The organism is Streptomyces sp. NPDC060028 (genome assembly GCF_042736725.1).
Lineage (GTDB): Bacteria > Actinomycetota > Actinomycetes > Streptomycetales > Streptomycetaceae > Streptomyces.
The window spans coordinates 1-15,189 of sequence record NZ_JBHWVJ010000076.1; the positions used below are offsets into that span (position 1 = coordinate 1).

12 protein-coding genes and 2 tRNA genes are annotated in these 15,189 nt (G+C 69.8%); 2 read left to right on the top strand and 12 right to left on the bottom strand.

The window, feature by feature from the left end; genetic code table 11:
- Window positions 1-59 precede the first annotated feature (59 nt).
- Both ACFWBF_RS29030 and ACFWBF_RS29035 read right to left on the bottom strand, forming a co-directional pair.
- Window positions 60-554: a LysM peptidoglycan-binding domain-containing protein gene (locus ACFWBF_RS29030; protein WP_385607093.1), complete on the bottom strand. Its 495-nt coding sequence runs from the start codon at window positions 552-554 to the stop codon at window positions 60-62.
- 224 nt (window positions 555-778) lie between these two features.
- Window positions 779-851 (bottom strand) — tRNA-Ala (locus tag ACFWBF_RS29035).
- A 161-nt stretch (window positions 852-1,012) separates the two neighbouring features.
- Here ACFWBF_RS29035 and ACFWBF_RS29040 point away from each other — a divergent pair.
- The gene (locus ACFWBF_RS29040; RefSeq protein ID WP_385232063.1) at window positions 1,013-1,561 is read left to right on the top strand and encodes a helix-turn-helix domain-containing protein; all 549 of its coding nucleotides are present in this window, start codon (window positions 1,013-1,015) and stop codon (window positions 1,559-1,561) included.
- 37 nt (window positions 1,562-1,598) lie between these two features.
- Window positions 1,599-2,828, top strand: a complete 1,230-nt coding sequence (locus ACFWBF_RS29045; protein ID WP_385607095.1) for a serine/threonine-protein kinase — start codon at window positions 1,599-1,601, stop codon at window positions 2,826-2,828.
- Here ACFWBF_RS29045 and ACFWBF_RS29050 read toward each other — a convergent pair.
- The 10 genes from ACFWBF_RS29050 to dnaN all read right to left on the bottom strand — a co-directional run bounded on the left by ACFWBF_RS29050 (window position 2,825) and on the right by dnaN (window position 14,341).
- Entirely contained in the window at window positions 2,825-4,144 is a 1,320-nt protein-coding gene (locus ACFWBF_RS29050; protein WP_385607097.1) for a hypothetical protein, read from the bottom strand. The genes ACFWBF_RS29045 and ACFWBF_RS29050 overlap by 4 nt on opposite strands.
- Window positions 4,145-4,274: 130 nt before the next feature.
- A complete protein-coding gene (locus ACFWBF_RS29055) occupies window positions 4,275-4,409 on the bottom strand; it encodes a DLW-39 family protein (protein WP_208809277.1) in 135 nt (44 codons plus the stop codon).
- A 145-nt stretch (window positions 4,410-4,554) separates the two neighbouring features.
- Window positions 4,555-4,628, bottom strand: a tRNA-Ile gene (locus tag ACFWBF_RS29060).
- Window positions 4,629-4,722: 94 nt separating this feature from the next.
- Entirely contained in the window at window positions 4,723-5,334 is a 612-nt protein-coding gene (locus tag ACFWBF_RS29065) for a DUF3566 domain-containing protein (protein WP_385607099.1), read from the bottom strand.
- A gap of 2 nt (window positions 5,335-5,336) precedes the next feature.
- Window positions 5,337-7,952, bottom strand: a complete 2,616-nt coding sequence (gene gyrA, locus ACFWBF_RS29070) for a DNA gyrase subunit A (protein WP_385607101.1) — start codon at window positions 7,950-7,952, stop codon at window positions 5,337-5,339.
- A 40-nt stretch (window positions 7,953-7,992) separates the two neighbouring features.
- Window positions 7,993-10,050, bottom strand: coding sequence for a DNA topoisomerase (ATP-hydrolyzing) subunit B (gyrB, locus tag ACFWBF_RS29075; RefSeq protein WP_385607103.1), 2,058 nt, complete (start codon window positions 10,048-10,050; stop codon window positions 7,993-7,995).
- Between the two features lie 371 nt (window positions 10,051-10,421).
- Window positions 10,422-10,949: a DUF721 domain-containing protein gene (locus tag ACFWBF_RS29080; RefSeq protein WP_385607104.1), complete on the bottom strand. Its 528-nt coding sequence runs from the start codon at window positions 10,947-10,949 to the stop codon at window positions 10,422-10,424.
- Window positions 10,946-12,082, bottom strand: a complete 1,137-nt coding sequence (gene recF, locus ACFWBF_RS29085) for a DNA replication/repair protein RecF (protein WP_385607106.1) — start codon at window positions 12,080-12,082, stop codon at window positions 10,946-10,948. Before recF ends, ACFWBF_RS29080 begins: the two co-directional genes overlap by 4 nt.
- A 54-nt stretch (window positions 12,083-12,136) precedes the next feature.
- Complete coding sequence (gene gnd / locus ACFWBF_RS29090; protein ID WP_385607108.1) at window positions 12,137-13,012, bottom strand: phosphogluconate dehydrogenase (NAD(+)-dependent, decarboxylating); 876 nt, start codon at window positions 13,010-13,012, stop codon at window positions 12,137-12,139.
- Between the two features lie 198 nt (window positions 13,013-13,210).
- Window positions 13,211-14,341, bottom strand: coding sequence for a DNA polymerase III subunit beta (dnaN, locus tag ACFWBF_RS29095; protein WP_385607110.1), 1,131 nt, complete (start codon window positions 14,339-14,341; stop codon window positions 13,211-13,213).
- Between the last annotated feature and the right edge of the window lie 848 nt (window positions 14,342-15,189).

Here is a 15,189-nt window from a genome sequence, read left to right on the forward strand (position 1 = left end):
TGACGAAGGGGCCCGGATCCATGTGATCCGGGCCCCTTCGTCATGCACCGTGCGCGCGTTCAGCTGGGGAGCGTGAGCACCATGCCCGGGCGGATGAGGTCGGGGTTGGAGCCGACCACGCCCTTGTTCATGGCGTAGAGCTCACGCCAGCGGGCCTCATTGCCCAGCTCGTGGCGGGCGATCGCGGAGAGCGAGTCGCCGGGCCGGACCGTGTACGTGCGCTTCTTGGCGGCGGGCGCCGGCTTGGGGGCGGGGGCCGCCGGCACCGCCTTGTGCGCGGCCGAGGCCGGGGTGGGGGTGTGCGGCGCGGGGGCCTGCGCGGCGGGCCGCGGCGGTGCGGGGGCAGGGGCGGGCTTGGGAGGCGCGGCGGCCGCCATCCGCTCGGCCGCGGCCTTGGTGGCCGAGGCGGCGTCGGTGTACTTGGTCCCGGCGTCGGCCGGCCTGGTCATGGAGGGCGCCGACTGCGCCGCGGCGGCCCGCTGCTCCACCTGCTCCTTGACCTTCTCGGCCGCCTCTTGCTGCTTCTTCTTGTCTGACTTCAGGAAGTCGAACATTCCCATGATCGTGAGCCTCCGGCGTGGTGTTGCCCCCCTGGGCTGGGTGCCCTCCACCACTGTCGGACACGGGGCGCCGGGCGGCCGTGTGACTGGGCCGTCCGGGGGACGCCGCCCGTCTCGTCTCGCCGGACCCCGCGCCGGACCTGATGTTTCACGTGAAACATGGGCACGAAAAACTCCCCCTGATCTGCATTCCTGCAGGTCAGAGGGAGTTCATGAGGTGGAGCCTAGGAGATTCGAACTCCTGACATCTGCCTTGCAAAGGCAGCGCTCTACCAACTGAGCTAAGGCCCCTCGAAAATGGACGCGCCGGTCCCCTGTGAAGGAGAGGTCGTTCCGCAGAACAGAGTACCGGGTGTACCCCCTCTTCCCGCAAAATGATAGGGACTCCCGCCCCGCGACCACTCTCCGTAAGATGCTCGCGAGGTTCGCACCAGCGAAGGGGAGTAGTAAGAGTGGACGCAGTACAGCAAGAGGCCACGGCCAGAGCCAGAGAGCTTCAGCGCAGTTGGTACGGGGAGCCGCTCGGTGCGCTCTTCCGCCGGCTCATAGATGACCTCGGCTTGAACCAGGCTCGCCTCGCTGCCGTCCTCGGGCTGTCGGCGCCGATGCTGTCCCAGCTGATGAGCGGCCAGCGCGCCAAGATCGGGAACCCGGCCGTGGTTCAGCGCGTGCAGGCCCTCCAGGACCTCGCCGGCCAGGTGGCCGACGGGAGCGTCAGCGCGGCGGAGGCCACCGACCGGATGGACGAGATCAAGAAGACCCAGGGAGGCTCCGTCCTCAGCAACAGCGGCCAGACCACCACCGGTTCCGGCGCACCCACCGTCAAGCGCGTCGTCCGTGAGATCCAGTCGCTGCTGCGCTCGGTCTCCGCGGCCGGCGACATCATCGAAGCGGCGGACACCCTCGCCCCCAGCCACCCGGAACTGGCAGAGTTCCTCCGGGTGTACGGCGCGGGCCGCACCGCGGACGCGGTCGCCCACTACGAGTCCCACCAGAACTGACGCGCAGGACTACGGGCAACGGGGGACGGGCGCAGCGATGGGTGAGATCTTCGCCGGTCGGTACGAACTGATCGATCCGATCGGCCGCGGTGGCGCGGGCGCCGTCTGGCGGTCCTGGGACCACCGGCGCCGCCGGTACGTCGCCACGAAGGTCCTCCTGCAGAGCGATGCCCACACCCTGCTGCGGTTCGTGCGTGAGCAGGCACTGCGGATCGATCACCCGCACGTGCTCGCCCCGGCCAGCTGGGCGGCGGACGACGACAAGGTCCTGTTCACGATGGACCTCGTCGCCGGCGGCTCCCTCGCCCATGTGATCGGGGACTACGGGGCCCTGCCTCCCCGGTTCGTGTGCACGCTGCTCGACCAGCTCCTGTCGGGGCTGGCGGCGGTGCATGCGGAAGGTGTCGTCCACCGCGACATCAAACCGGCCAACATCCTGATGGAGGCCACCGGAACCGGGCGGCCGCACCTGCGGCTGTCCGACTTCGGCATCTCCATGCGCAAGGGCGAGCCCCGGCTGACCGAGACGAACTACGTGGTCGGTACGCCGGGCTACTTCGCGCCCGAGCAACTGCTCGGCGCCGAACCCGACTTCTCCGCCGATCTCTTCGCCGTCGGCCTGGTGGCCCTGTACCTGCTGCAGGGCCGCAAGCCCGACTCCCAGGCCCTGGTGGAGCATTTCCTCGCCCACGGGACCCCCGGGCCCCCGGAGGGCCTCCCCGGGCCACTGTGGGACGTCCTGGCCAATCTCCTGCAGCCGGACCCCCAGAGCCGGTTCAAGACGGCCACAGGGGCCCGCAAGGCCCTTGCCGAGGCCGTGGAGCTGCTGGCGGCGCCCGCGCCCGACGAGGATCCGGTGGAGGTCTTCGACCAACTCGGCCCCCTCCCGGCCGGTTTCGGCCCCCAGGGCCCCCACGGCACGGCCGCGCCCACGCCGGTCGCGCCCACGCCGGTCGCGCCCACGCCGGTCGCACCCACGCCGGTCGCACCCGCCCCGGAGACGCCCGCCCCGGCCCTGGCTGTGGACCGGCCGACCGCCCCGGCTCCCCTGGGGGTCTTCGGGCCTTCGGAGACGGGCAGTTTCCACCTCCCGCCGCCGACCCCGGCCACGCACCCGGCCCCGCACCCGATCCCGCACCCGGCCCAGCCCGCGCCGACCGCCCGTACCGGCGCCGTCGCGCCGCCGACCGCGAAGGTCACCGCCGGGATCCTCGTCGCCGCGCTGCTGTGCTTCGCGGTCGGGGCCTGGGCCCTGACCCAGTTCTAGGCCCGGGCCCGCCGGGCCAGCAGCATCCAGCCGCCGAGCAGGAGCAGCAGCAGGCTCCCGGCGCCGAAGCCCGCGCCGGCGACGACGCGCATCACCGAGCGGTTCCCGGCGGCGTCGGCCGCCTCCACCGCGGTGAGCCCGTCCTGCGCGGCGGCCCGGTCCTGGCCGCCGATCCCGAAGCCGCCCGCCGCGAGGCTCTCCCGGTACACGGGCGCCTTGGCCGGAGTGCCGAGGACCTCCATGCGCAGGGTCAGCGGCACGGGTACCGCCTCGTCGGTGAATTCCGCGACCTTCGCGGCCATGGTCACGGCGATGTAGTACCAGCCGGCCACCCGCACCGGCCGCACCGCGGTCTCGGAGGCGTAGCGGTTCTCGTACGCCACCGGGGCCGTCTTCGGCAGCGTGACGCTGGCCTGCTTGCCGTCGTAGCTGACGTCCTTGGCCTCGACCAGCCCCCGATAGGGCGTGTACAGCGAGACGCTGAGGCCGCCGGAGGCCGATCCGTACTCCTTGGTCCGCTTGGCGGCGGAGAGTTCGGCTCCGAAGCCGAGCTGCTGGCCCCAGTCGAGCGGCGCCCGGTAGTAGCGGGTCTGTCCGGGCCGCAACTCGTCGCGCCACACCCCGCCGTCCAGCGCCCGTGCGTCGTTGAAGCCGGTGCCGCCGCTGCGGGGCACGGACTCGGTGCCCGGCAGGGTCGGGGAGGCCGAGGGCCAGGCGCTGGGCGCGGTGGTGGGCGCGCTGCCGGCGGCGAGGCCGGGCTCGCGCTGCACCCGCAGCTCCAGCGGCCACGCGCTCGGGGCGGAGCCCTTGGCCGCGGTCCGGGTGACCTTGGCGTAATAGACCCCGCCCTGCTGGCAGTCGGAGTCCTCCTCCAGCCGCCGGACGCCGACCGCGCTGACGGGTACGGCGTCGTAGCCGAAGTCGGCCCGCCCAGGGTTGCCCGTGCAGTCGCGCCCCTCGGTGGTCATGACCTCCACCTGGAGACCGTCGCTGGAGCCCACCTTGGCCCCCGCCGGCGGCTGGAGCACGGCGGAGACGTACACGCTGGACCTGTCGTCGAGGACGAGCCGGTAGAAGCGCTCCCCGGGGGCGATGGCGTCCTGATAGACGGACCCGGCCTCCAGGAGCGGGGCGCCGTCGCTGGAGGGCTTGCCCTCGACCTTCCTGGCGCCGTCCGCGATCCGGTACGGGGGCACCGGCTGCGGGCCCGGCTGGGCCATCGACGGCCCGGCCGCCGCGGCCGCGACCCCCAGGGTCACCGCTCCGACCAGCAGCGTTGCCCGTACCCGCCGCGCCCGACGACGTACCCGACTCATCCCGCCCACCCCGACCCACCCCGAGTTTGCCAGCGCAAGCCAAATCTTTGCATAATGCAACTTTTCGTCACAGAACAGCACAAAGCCCCGACCGCAGCGGCAGTCGGGGCTCTGGGATCAACCTCGGGTCTCACACACCGGAACCAGAAGGCACGGAGTCAGTTGCCTCCGTCCACAGGTCCTGCTCGGCGCGGTCCGCCTGGATCTGGCGGTACACGAGGAGCCCGCCGATGGCGGCCAGTGCGACCAGGAGCAGCTTCTTCACCGCGCGACCTCGTCTTTCGTTGACGTAGGGGACTTCTGGCGCCCAACAATACACACCGGCCGATACCGATCGGTGATCTGCCGGGCAGCCAACTGGCCCTACGACAAAGACCCCCAGGCCATGGGCCTGGGGGTCTTCGACACTGTGGGGCTAACAGGATTTGAACCTGTGGCCTCATCCTTATCAGGGATGCGCTCTAACCAACTGAGCTATAGCCCCATCCGCGCTGCGCGCTGACTCCTGAAGATTAGCGCACAGAGCGGGTCAGGCCAAAATCCGTTCCCCGGGGCAGTCCCCGCAGGTCATCCGGCCGTCATTCGTCCTCGGCGAGCGTGAGCTCCACACCGCCCACGAAGCCCGCCGACAGGTTGTAGATGAACGAGCCGAGCGTCGCGAGCGCCGTCATCAGCACCACGTCGATCACCGCGATGACCGACGTGAAGATCAGCACGCGCGGCAGCGACAGGAACCCCTGGAGGTCGAAGCCGTTGCTCTCGTTCGATCCGGTCGCCTGGCTGATCGTGCCGCCGACGGTCGAGAAGATGCCCATGGCGTCCATGACCATCCACAACACCACCGACGCCACGATCGTGCAGACGCCCAGCGCGATGGACAGCAGGAAGCTGACCTTCATCACCGACCACGGGTCGGCCTTGGCCACCCGCAGCCGCGCCTTGCGCGTCCTCGGCGCCGTACGGGCCCCGGTGCGCGGCTTGCGCTGCGCCCCCGGGTCACCGCCGCCGCGGGCCGCGCCCGGGCCCGAGGGCGCCGAGTACGCCTGCGGCGGGTGGTAGGGCGGCGGGCCGGCCTGCGGTGCCTGCGGTCCTCGAGTGTCCGTCACGGTTCCCCCCTGGGAGTCCGCGGCGGGGCCACGGGCACCGTTCGCTCCAGTCTGTGCCGGTCCGGCGCCCGTGGCTCCACTCACGCTTACTCCTCGTGCTCCCCAGCCGAGGGCTGCGTGCCCTCGGCGGCCTCGGCGGCTTGTCCTTCGACTGCCGCCTCGGTCCCGATCTCTGTCTCGGCCTCGTCGACCTCGTCAGCTTCCTGACCGGCCTCGGCGTTGCGCGCGATGCCCACCACGGCATCACGCTTGCCCAGATTGATCAGCTGGACGCCCATGGTGTCACGGCCGGTCTCCCTGACTTCGTTGACGCGCGTACGAATCACACCACCGCTGAGCGTGATGGCGAGAATCTCGTCCGTTTCGTCCACGACGAGCGCCCCTACGAGCGACCCGCGGTCCTCCACGATCTTGGCGGCCTTGATGCCCAGACCGCCACGGCCCTGGACGCGGTACTCGTCCACAGGCGTCCGCTTGGCGTAACCGCCGTCGGTCGCGGTGAAGACGAACGTACCGGGCCGCACCACGCTCATGGAGAGCAGTTCGTCACCCTCGCGGAAACTCATGCCCTTCACGCCCGAGGTGGCGCGGCCCATCGGGCGCAGCGCGTCGTCGGTCGCCGTGAAGCGGATCGACTGCGCCTTCTTGCTGATGAGCAGCAGGTCGTCCTCGGCGGACACCAGCTCGGCGCCGATCAGCTCGTCATCGTTGCCCTCCTGCGTCTCGCGGAGGTTGATGGCGATGACGCCACCCGAACGGGGCGAGTCGTAGTCCTTGAGCGCCGTCTTCTTCACCAGGCCGCCCTTGGTGGCCAGGATCAGGTAGGGCGCGGCCTCGTAGTCGCGGATCGCGAGGATCTGGGCGATCTTCTCGTCCGGCTGGAAGGCCAGCAGGTTCGCCACGTGCTGCCCGCGCGCGTCGCGGCCGGCGTCCGGCAGCTCGTACGCCTTGGAGCGGTAGACCCGGCCCTTGTTGGTGAAGAACAGCAGCCAGTGGTGCGTGGTGGACACGAAGAAGTGGTCGACCAGGTCGTCCTGCTTCAGCTTCGTGCCGCGCACGCCCTTGCCGCCGCGCTTCTGCGAGCGGTAGTCCTCGGTCTTGGTGCGCTTGACGTAGCCGCCGTGCGTGATCGTGACGACGATGTCCTCTTCGGCGATCAGGTCCTCGATGGACATGTCACCGTCGAAGGGCACCAGCTTGGAGCGCCGGTCGTCGCCGAACTTCTCGACGATCGCGGCCAGTTCCTCACTCACGATCGAGCGCTGCCGCTCCTCCGAGGCCAGGATCGCGTTGTACTCGTTGATCTTGGCCTGGAGCTCGTCGTGCTCGGCGACGATCTTCTGCCGCTCCAGTGCCGCCAGGCGGCGCAGCTGCATCTCCAGGATCGCGTTCGCCTGGATCTCGTCGATCTCCAGCAGGCCCATCAGGCCCTCGCGCGCGATCTCGACCGTGTTGCTGCGCCGGATCAGGGCGATGACCTCGTCGATCGCGTCCAGCGCCTTGAGCAGACCGCGCAGGATGTGCGCCCGCTCCTCCGCCTTGCGCAGGCGGAACTTCGTGCGCCGGACGATGACCTCGATCTGGTGCTGCACCCAGTGGCGGATGAAGGCGTCGATCGACAGGGTGCGCGGCACCCCGTCCACCAGCGCCAGCATGTTCGCGCCGAAGTTGGTCTGCAGGTCGGTGTGCTTGTACAGGTTGTTCAGCACGACCTTGGCGACGGCGTCGCGCTTGAGCACGATCACCAGGCGCTGACCGGTCCGCGACGAGGTCTCGTCGCGGACGTCGGCGATGCCGCCGACCTTGCCGTCCTTGACCAGGTCGGCGATCTTCTGCGCCAGGTTGTCCGGGTTGGTCTGGTACGGGAGCTCCGTGACCACCAGGCACTGGCGGTTCTGGATCTCCTCGACCTCCACCACCGCGCGCATCGTGATGGAGCCGCGACCGGTGCGGTACGCCTCCTCGATGCCCTTGCGGCCCACGACCAGGGCGCCGGACGGGAAGTCCGGGCCCTTGATGCGCTCGATGAGCGCGTCCTGGAGCTCCTCGTGCGAGGCCTCCGGGTGCTCGAGCGCCCACTGCGCGCCCGCCGCGACCTCGCGGAGGTTGTGCGGCGGGATGTTGGTGGCCATGCCGACCGCGATGCCGGCGCTGCCGTTGACCAGCAGGTTCGGGAAGCGCGCCGGCAGGACCGTCGGCTCCTGGTTGCGGCCGTCGTAGTTGTCCGTGAAGTCGACGGTCTCCTCGTCGATGTCCCGGAGCATCTCCATGGCCAGCGGCATCAGCTTGCACTCGGTGTAGCGCATCGCGGCCGCCGGGTCGTTGCCCGGGGAGCCGAAGTTGCCGTTCGAGTCCACCAGCGGCATCCGCAGCGACCACGGCTGGGCCAGGCGGACCAGGGCGTCGTAGATCGAGGAGTCGCCGTGCGGGTGGTACGTACCCATGACGTCACCGACGACGCGGGCGCACTTGTAGAAGCCCTTCTCGGGCCGGTAGCCGCCGTCGTACATCGCGTACAGCACGCGCCGGTGGACCGGCTTGAGGCCGTCCCGTACGTCGGGCAGCGCGCGGGAGACGATGACGGACATCGCGTAGTCGAGGTAGGAGCGCTGCATCTCCGTCTCGAGCCCGACGGGCTCGATGCGCATGATGGGCTGCTCTTCCTCGGTGTTCTCGGCGGTGGGGGTGGTTTCGTCGGCCATTGCTGGTCAAAGATCCTTTCAGGCGGTCAGCTGAGCCGACTCAGATGTCGAGGAAGCGGACGTCCTTGGCGTTGCGCTGGATGAAGGAGCGCCGTGCTTCGACGTCCTCACCCATCAGCACCGAGAACAGGTCGTCGGCCTGCGCGGCGTCGTCCAGGGTGACCTGGCCGAGCACGCGGTGGTCCACGTCCATGGTGGTGACGCGCAGTTCCTCGGCGTTCATCTCGCCCAGACCCTTGAAGCGCTGGATCGAGTCTTCCTTGATCCGCTTGCCGTTCTGCTTGCCGAGCTCCACCAGCGCATCGCGCTCGCGGTCCGAGTACGCGTACTCGAAGTCGTCCCGGCCCCACTTGATCTTGTACAGCGGCGGGCGCGACAGGTAGACGTGCCCGGCCTCGACCAGCGGCCGCATGAAGCGGAACAGGAAGGTCAGCAGCAGGGTGTTGATGTGCTGGCCGTCGACGTCGGCGTCCGCCATCAGGATGATCTTGTGATAGCGGAGCTTCGCGATGTCGAAGTCCTCGTGCACGCCCGTGCCGAAGGCACTGATCAGCGCCTGGACCTCGGTGTTCTGCAGGATCTTGTCGATCCGCGCCTTCTCGACGTTCAGGATCTTGCCGCGGATCGGCAGGATGGCCTGGTACATCGGGTTGCGGCCGGACTTCGCCGAGCCGCCGGCCGAGTCGCCCTCGACGATGAAGATCTCGCACTTCGTCGGGTCGTTCGACTGGCAGTCGGACAGCTTGCCCGGCAGGGAGGCGGACTCCAGCAGACCCTTGCGACGGGTGAGGTCGCGGGCCTTGCGGGCCGCGACGCGCGCCGTGGCCGCCTGGATCGACTTGCGGATGATGTCCGCGGCCTCGACCGGGTTGCGGTCGAACCAGTCGTTGAGGTGCTCGTGGACGACCTTCTGCACGAAGGTCTTGACCTCCGTGTTGCCCAGCTTGGTCTTCGTCTGGCCCTCGAACTGCGGCTCGCCCAGCTTCACCGAGATGATCGCGGTCAGACCCTCGCGGATGTCCTCGCCCGCGAGGTTGTCGTCCTTCTCGCGGAGGAACTTCTTCTCGCGCGCGTAGCGGTTGACCAGACCCGTCATCGCCGCGCGGAAGCCCTCTTCGTGGGTACCGCCCTCGTGCGTGTGGATCGTGTTCGCGAAGGAGTAGACACCCTCGGTGTACTGCGAGTTCCACTGCATCGCGATCTCGACCGAGAGCGTGCGCTCCTTGTCCTCGGCCTCGACGTCGATGACGGTCGGGTGGATCAGCTCGCCCTTGCGCGAGTTCAGGTACGTCACGAAGTCGACGATGCCGCCCTCGTAGTAGTACTTGACCGTGCGCGCCTGCGGGTCGTCGGGCTCCTCGGCGGTGTCCGCGCCCACGGTCGCCTTGGCCGACTCGCGCTCGTCCGTCAGGGTGAGGGTCAGGCCCTTGTTGAGGAAGGCCATCTCCTGGAAGCGGCGCGCGAGCGTCTCGAAGGAGTACTCGGTCGTCTCGAAGATGTCGCCGTCGGCCCAGAAGGTGACCGTGGTGCCCGTCTCGGACGTCTCCTCGTTCCTGGCGAGGGCGGCCGTCGGGACACCCAGCTTGTAGTCCTGGGTCCAGCGGTAGCCGTCACGCCGGACATCGACCGCGAGCCTCGTCGACAGCGCGTTCACGACCGAGACGCCAACGCCGTGCAGACCGCCGGAGACGGCGTAGCCTCCGCCGCCGAACTTGCCACCGGCGTGCAGAACGGTCAGCACGACCTCGACGGCCGGCTTGCCCTCGGAGGGGACCATGTCGACCGGGATGCCTCGGCCGTTGTCGATGACGCGGACGCCGCCGTCCGCCAGGATCGTCACGTCGATGGTGTCCGCGTGCCCGGCGAGGGCCTCGTCGACCGAGTTGTCGACCACCTCCTGGACGAGGTGGTGCAGGCCCCGCTCGCCGGTGGAGCCGATGTACATGCCGGGCCGCTTACGGACCGCATCCAGGCCCTCCAGGACCTGGATGTTGCTGCCGGTATACGAAGATTCACCGGCCTCGCCGCCGGCGGTGGACTCGTTCTTGTCGTTGGGGTCGCCGGAATCGGCCACGAAGCGCCCTTTCTGGCACAGCACAGGACGTACTCCGGGCCGGCAGGCGTGCCGGCAGGAGCGGCTGCGTCGATCTGCGTTGTCAGCATTCAGTCGGTGCAAGTCGGTGTTACTCGACCGGGGGTCCCGCGAAGGAGCGGGATTGTCTCCCAGTCTACCGGTACCACTGACATGAATGGGGGTTTGCCGGTACCTGAGTCCGCATGTGCCGCCCTGAACCTCCACTCTCCGACTCCCCATATCCGGGGAGGGGCTCAAAGTGGCTCACACGGGCATCCAGCGCTTCGGGCTGTCAACCTGCCGCTACCGTGAGGGACACCACGCGCGAGGCCCCCGCGACGCAGCCCGACGCCACCCGGATCACCACCCGGATCCCCCGTGCGGTGACGCGCGGCTCACCCGTACGTATCTCCCGGGCCCGTGCTCCCCGGCGTGCGCCACGGCCCGTACCGCTTGGGCCGCCCGCCCGGTCCCTGCACCTTGATCAGCTGTACGGTGCCCTGGCCCAGGTCCGCGTTCAGCCGGGCCACCAGCTGCGGGGCCAGCAGCTTGAGCTGCGCCGCCCACGCCGAGGAATCGCACCGCACGACAAGTTCACGGTCCTCGTAGCGTTCCGGTTCACAGTGCGCCGCGATTTCCGGGCCGACGATCTGCGGCCAGCGCTCCATCACGCCCGCGACCGCCATCGGCATCTCCCAGCCGCGCTCCGTGCGCAGCCGGTCCAGCGCGGCCATCAGCGGCATCGGGTCCCGGCCGTCCGCCCGGGCGCCCGAGCGCAGTCCGGGGTGCGGCTGGCGCTTCTTCCCGCTCACCGCGTTGCCCCGGGCGCGCGCCTGCTCGCGCGCCGCCGCCAGCGCCTGGCGGGCCAGATCGACCCCCGAGGGCTCGGGCGCCTTGCGCGGTTCCTTCTCCTGGTCGTTCACAGCCGGGTCACCTCACCTCCGGACACCCCGAACCGCGCCCCCACCAGCACACCCGGAACGTCATCGTCCACCGCCGCCGTCACCAGCACCTGCTCGCCCGGAGCCACCAGCTCCGCCAGCCGCTCCCGGCGCCGCGCGTCCAGTTCCGCGAAGACGTCGTCCAGGATCAGCACCGGCTCGGCGCCCTCCGTGCGCAGCAGCTCGTAGGAGGCCAGCCGCAGGGCCAGCGCGTACGACCACGACTCCCCGTGACTCGCGTACCCCTTGGCCGGCATTTCCCCGAGCCGCAGCACCACGTCGTCGCGGTGCGGGCCCACCAGGGTCACGCCCCGCTCGATCTCCTGCTTGCGCACGTCGGCCAGCGCCGCCAGCAGCGCCTCGTACAGCGCCTCCCGGGTCCGGGCCGCGCCGCTGTCCACCGGCTCGCCCGCGGAGGACTTGTACGCCAGATCCAGCGGGCCGCCGCCGGGCGCGAGCTGCTCGTACGCCTTGTCCGCCAGCGGCAGCAGCGTCGCGACCAGGTCGAGCCGGTGCGCCAGCAGCTCCGCGCCCGCGCGCGCGAGGTGCTGGTCCCAGACGTCGAGGGTCGACATGTCCATGGAGCGGCCGCCGTGGCGGCGCGCCATCGCCGCCGACTTCAGCAGGGTGTTGCGCTGCTTCAGGACCCGCTCGTAGTCCGAGCGGACCGCCGCCATGCGCGGCGAGCGTGCCGTCACGAGCTCGTCGAGGAAGCGCCGCCGCTCGCCCGGATCCCCCTTCACCAGGGCCAGGTCCTCCGGCGCGAACAGCACGGTGCGTACGATCCCCAGCACGTCCCGCGGTCTGACCTGCGAGGACCGGTTGATGCGGGCCCGGTTCGCCCGCCCCGGATTCAGCTCCAGCTCCACGAGCTGCCGGCGCTCGCCCTGCGTCACGGCGGCGCGGATGACCGCCCGGTCCGCGCCCATGCGTACCAGCGGGGCGTCCGCGGACACGCGGTGGCTGCCCAGGGTCGCCAGATAGCCGATCGCCTCGACCAGGTTCGTCTTGCCCTGGCCGTTGGGGCCCACGAAAGCCGTGACGCCCGGGTCGAGGGGAACCTCGGCCCGGGCGTACGAGCGGAAGTCGGCCAACGAGAGATGCGAAACATGCATGCGGCGCCGACCTCCCCCGGCTTCCTGCTTCTGCTCTGTGGTGCTGTGGTGGTGCTACTTCTTCTCGACCGCGTGGCCGCCGAACTGGTTGCGCAGCGCGGCGATCATCTTCATCTGCGGCGAGTCGTCCTGGCGCGAGGCGAACCGCGCGAACAGCGAGGCGGTGATCGCCGGCAGCGGTACCGCGTTGTCGATCGCGGCCTCGACCGTCCAGCGGCCCTCGCCCGAGTCCTGGGCGAAGCCCCGCAGCTGCTGCAGGTGCTCGTCCTCGTCCAGCGCGTTCACCGCGAGGTCCAGCAGCCAGGAACGGATGACCGTGCCCTCCTGCCAGGAGCGGAACACCTCGCGGACATCGGTGACCGAGTCCACCTTCTCCAGCAGCTCCCAGCCCTCGGCGTAGGCCTGCATCATGGCGTACTCGATGCCGTTGTGAACCATCTTCGCGAAGTGGCCCGCGCCGACCTTGCCCGCGTGCACGGCGCCGAACTCACCCTCCGGCTTGAGGGCGTCGAAGACCGGCTGGACCGCGGCGACGTGCTCCTTGTCGCCGCCGTACATCAGCGCGTAGCCGTTCTCCAGGCCCCAGACGCCGCCGGAGACACCGCAGTCGACGAAGCCGATGCCCTTGGCCGCCAGCTCCTCGGCGTGCTTCTCGTCGTCCGTCCAGCGCGAGTTGCCGCCGTCCACGACGATGTCGCCGGGCGAGAGCAGCTCGCCGAGCTCGTCCACGGTCGACTGGGTCGCGGCGCCGGCCGGGACCATCACCCACACCACGCGGGGGGCCTGCAGGCTGTCCACAAGCTCTTGCAGGCTGTGGACATCGGCGAGGTCCGGGTTGCGGTCGTATCCGATGACGGTGTGGCCTGCGCGGCGGATGCGCTCGCGCATGTTGCCGCCCATCTTGCCGAGACCGACGAGACCAAGCTCCATCAGGTGGTTCCTTAAGCGTTGTGGCCGTCTGTGCCGGGGTTCCCCTGCTACCCGGGGACACCCCCGGCCCCGAGCCTACGCCGGGCCGTGCCGCCCGGCCCCACGGGCACTCCGGGCAGGGTCGGGGAGAGGGAGAGGTCCCGGACGCCGTCGGGCCCGGCCCCGCAGCCTGCGAGACCGGGCCCGACGGGTACGGACTCAGCCGGAGAGGCGCACCGGCATGATCAGGTACTTGTACGCCTCGTCCGCCTCGGCATCGACCGCCGGGCGGCCGCTGAGCAGCGCCGGCTTGGTCGAGGTGGTGAAGCTGAGCTGCGCGGCCGGCGAGTCGATCGCGCTCAGGCCGTCCAGCAGGAAGGTCGGGTTGAAGGCGATCGAGATGTCGTCGCCCTCGAGCTTCGCGTCGACGCGCTCCACAGCCTGTGCATCGTCGCTGGAACCGGCCTCCAGGATCAGGACGCCCTGCTCGAAGCTGAGGCGGACCGGGGTGTTGCGCTCGGCGACGAGGGCCACGCGCTTGACCGCCTCGACGAACGGGGCGGTCTCGATCACGGCGATGGAGTTGAACTCCGTCGGGAAGAGCGTGCGGTACTTCGGCAGGTCGCCTTCGAGCAGGCGGGTGGTGGTGCGGCGGCCCGCGCCCTCGAAGCCGATGAGGCCCTCGCCCGCTCCGGAGCCCGACAGCGCCAGGGTGACGGTGTCACCGCTGGTCAGGGACTTGGCGGTGTCCAGGAGCGTCTTCGCGGGCACCAGGGCCACGGCGGAGGCGTCCGGGTTCTCCGGCTTCCACAGGAACTCGCGGACCGCGAAGCGGTAGCGGTCGGTCGAGGCCAGGGTGACCCGGTCGCCCTCGATCTCGATGCGCACGCCGGTCAGCACGGGCAGCGTGTCGTCGCGGCCGGCGGCGATGGCGACCTGGGCGGCGGCGGAGGCGAAGACCTCACCGGGCACGGTGCCGGTGGCGGTGGGCATCGTCGGCAGCGCCGGGTATTCCTCCACAGGCAGGGTGTGGAGTGTGAATCGCGAGGAGCCGCAGACCACGGTCGCCCGTACACCGTCTGTGGAAATCTCCACGGGCCGGTTGGGGAGAGCGCGGCAGATGTCGGCGAGCAGCCGGCCGGAGACCAGGACGGTGCCGTCCTCCTCGACGTCCGCCTCGACGGAGACGCGGGCCGAGACCTCGTAGTCGAAGCCGGAGAGGGACAGCATGCCCTCCTCGGCCTTCAGCAGCAGGCCCGCGAGAACGGGCACCGGCGGCCGGGCCGGGAGGCTACGGGCGGCCCAAGCCACCGCCTCCGCCAGTACGTCGCGCTCCACCCGGATCTTCACCGGAAACCGCCTCCTGCTGTTGCTCGCTCGTCTGCCGGCCTTCGTCGTCGGCTCGTCGATGCCTCGACCGATGCCGGGGACCAGTCTGACGTACGGCGCCGACAGTCGTCGCTGCCGGCGGTCAAGTCGGGGACGAGGTGTCGGGGAGGCCTGCCCACCGAGTTGTGCACAGGACCTGCTTGAAAACCGAATCCGAGCTAACTATCTATGGGGGTAGTAGTAGGGCCTGTGGAAACGGTGGATAACCCCGTTCTCGCAGGTCACCCCGCGTTTTTTATCCCCACACCCTGTGGGTGACACCGGTGGACAACACGGTGTCTCTGTGGAGAACAAATATTTCTGCACAGGCCGTCCCCAGGTGACCCCGAGTACTCCACAGGTGTGTCCCCAGCTTTTCCCCGGTACTCCACAGCCCAAACGTCCACCTCGGTGTGACCGCTTTCACTCGGGGCGGTGAGATGGGCCCTGTTGTTGCCGAACAGTGGACAACGGTGTGGGTAAGTCGTCTGATCCTGTGCACAGGGCGCGTGACCCTGTGGGCCGACGGTGGACAACTCCGGGGCCGGTCCTGTGGACGAAATCTTTGTCCACAGGCTGTGGATTACGTTTGCTCACAATTCCACAGGGGTCTGACCAGCCCTGATGGTGCCTCACACCAGGGTCCTGTGGACAGTCTTGTGGGTTGCGGGCTCGATCCCCAGGGTGTGGACGGAAGAAAGTCGCCGAATCTGTGGATGAGTTGCCCCGAAGGGGGCGTATTCGAACAGGTCAGGGGCGCGCGGACGAAGAAGGGCGCCCCCGAAGTGGTCCGGGAGCGCCCTCTGGATGCGTTTGGGAAGGCCCTACGG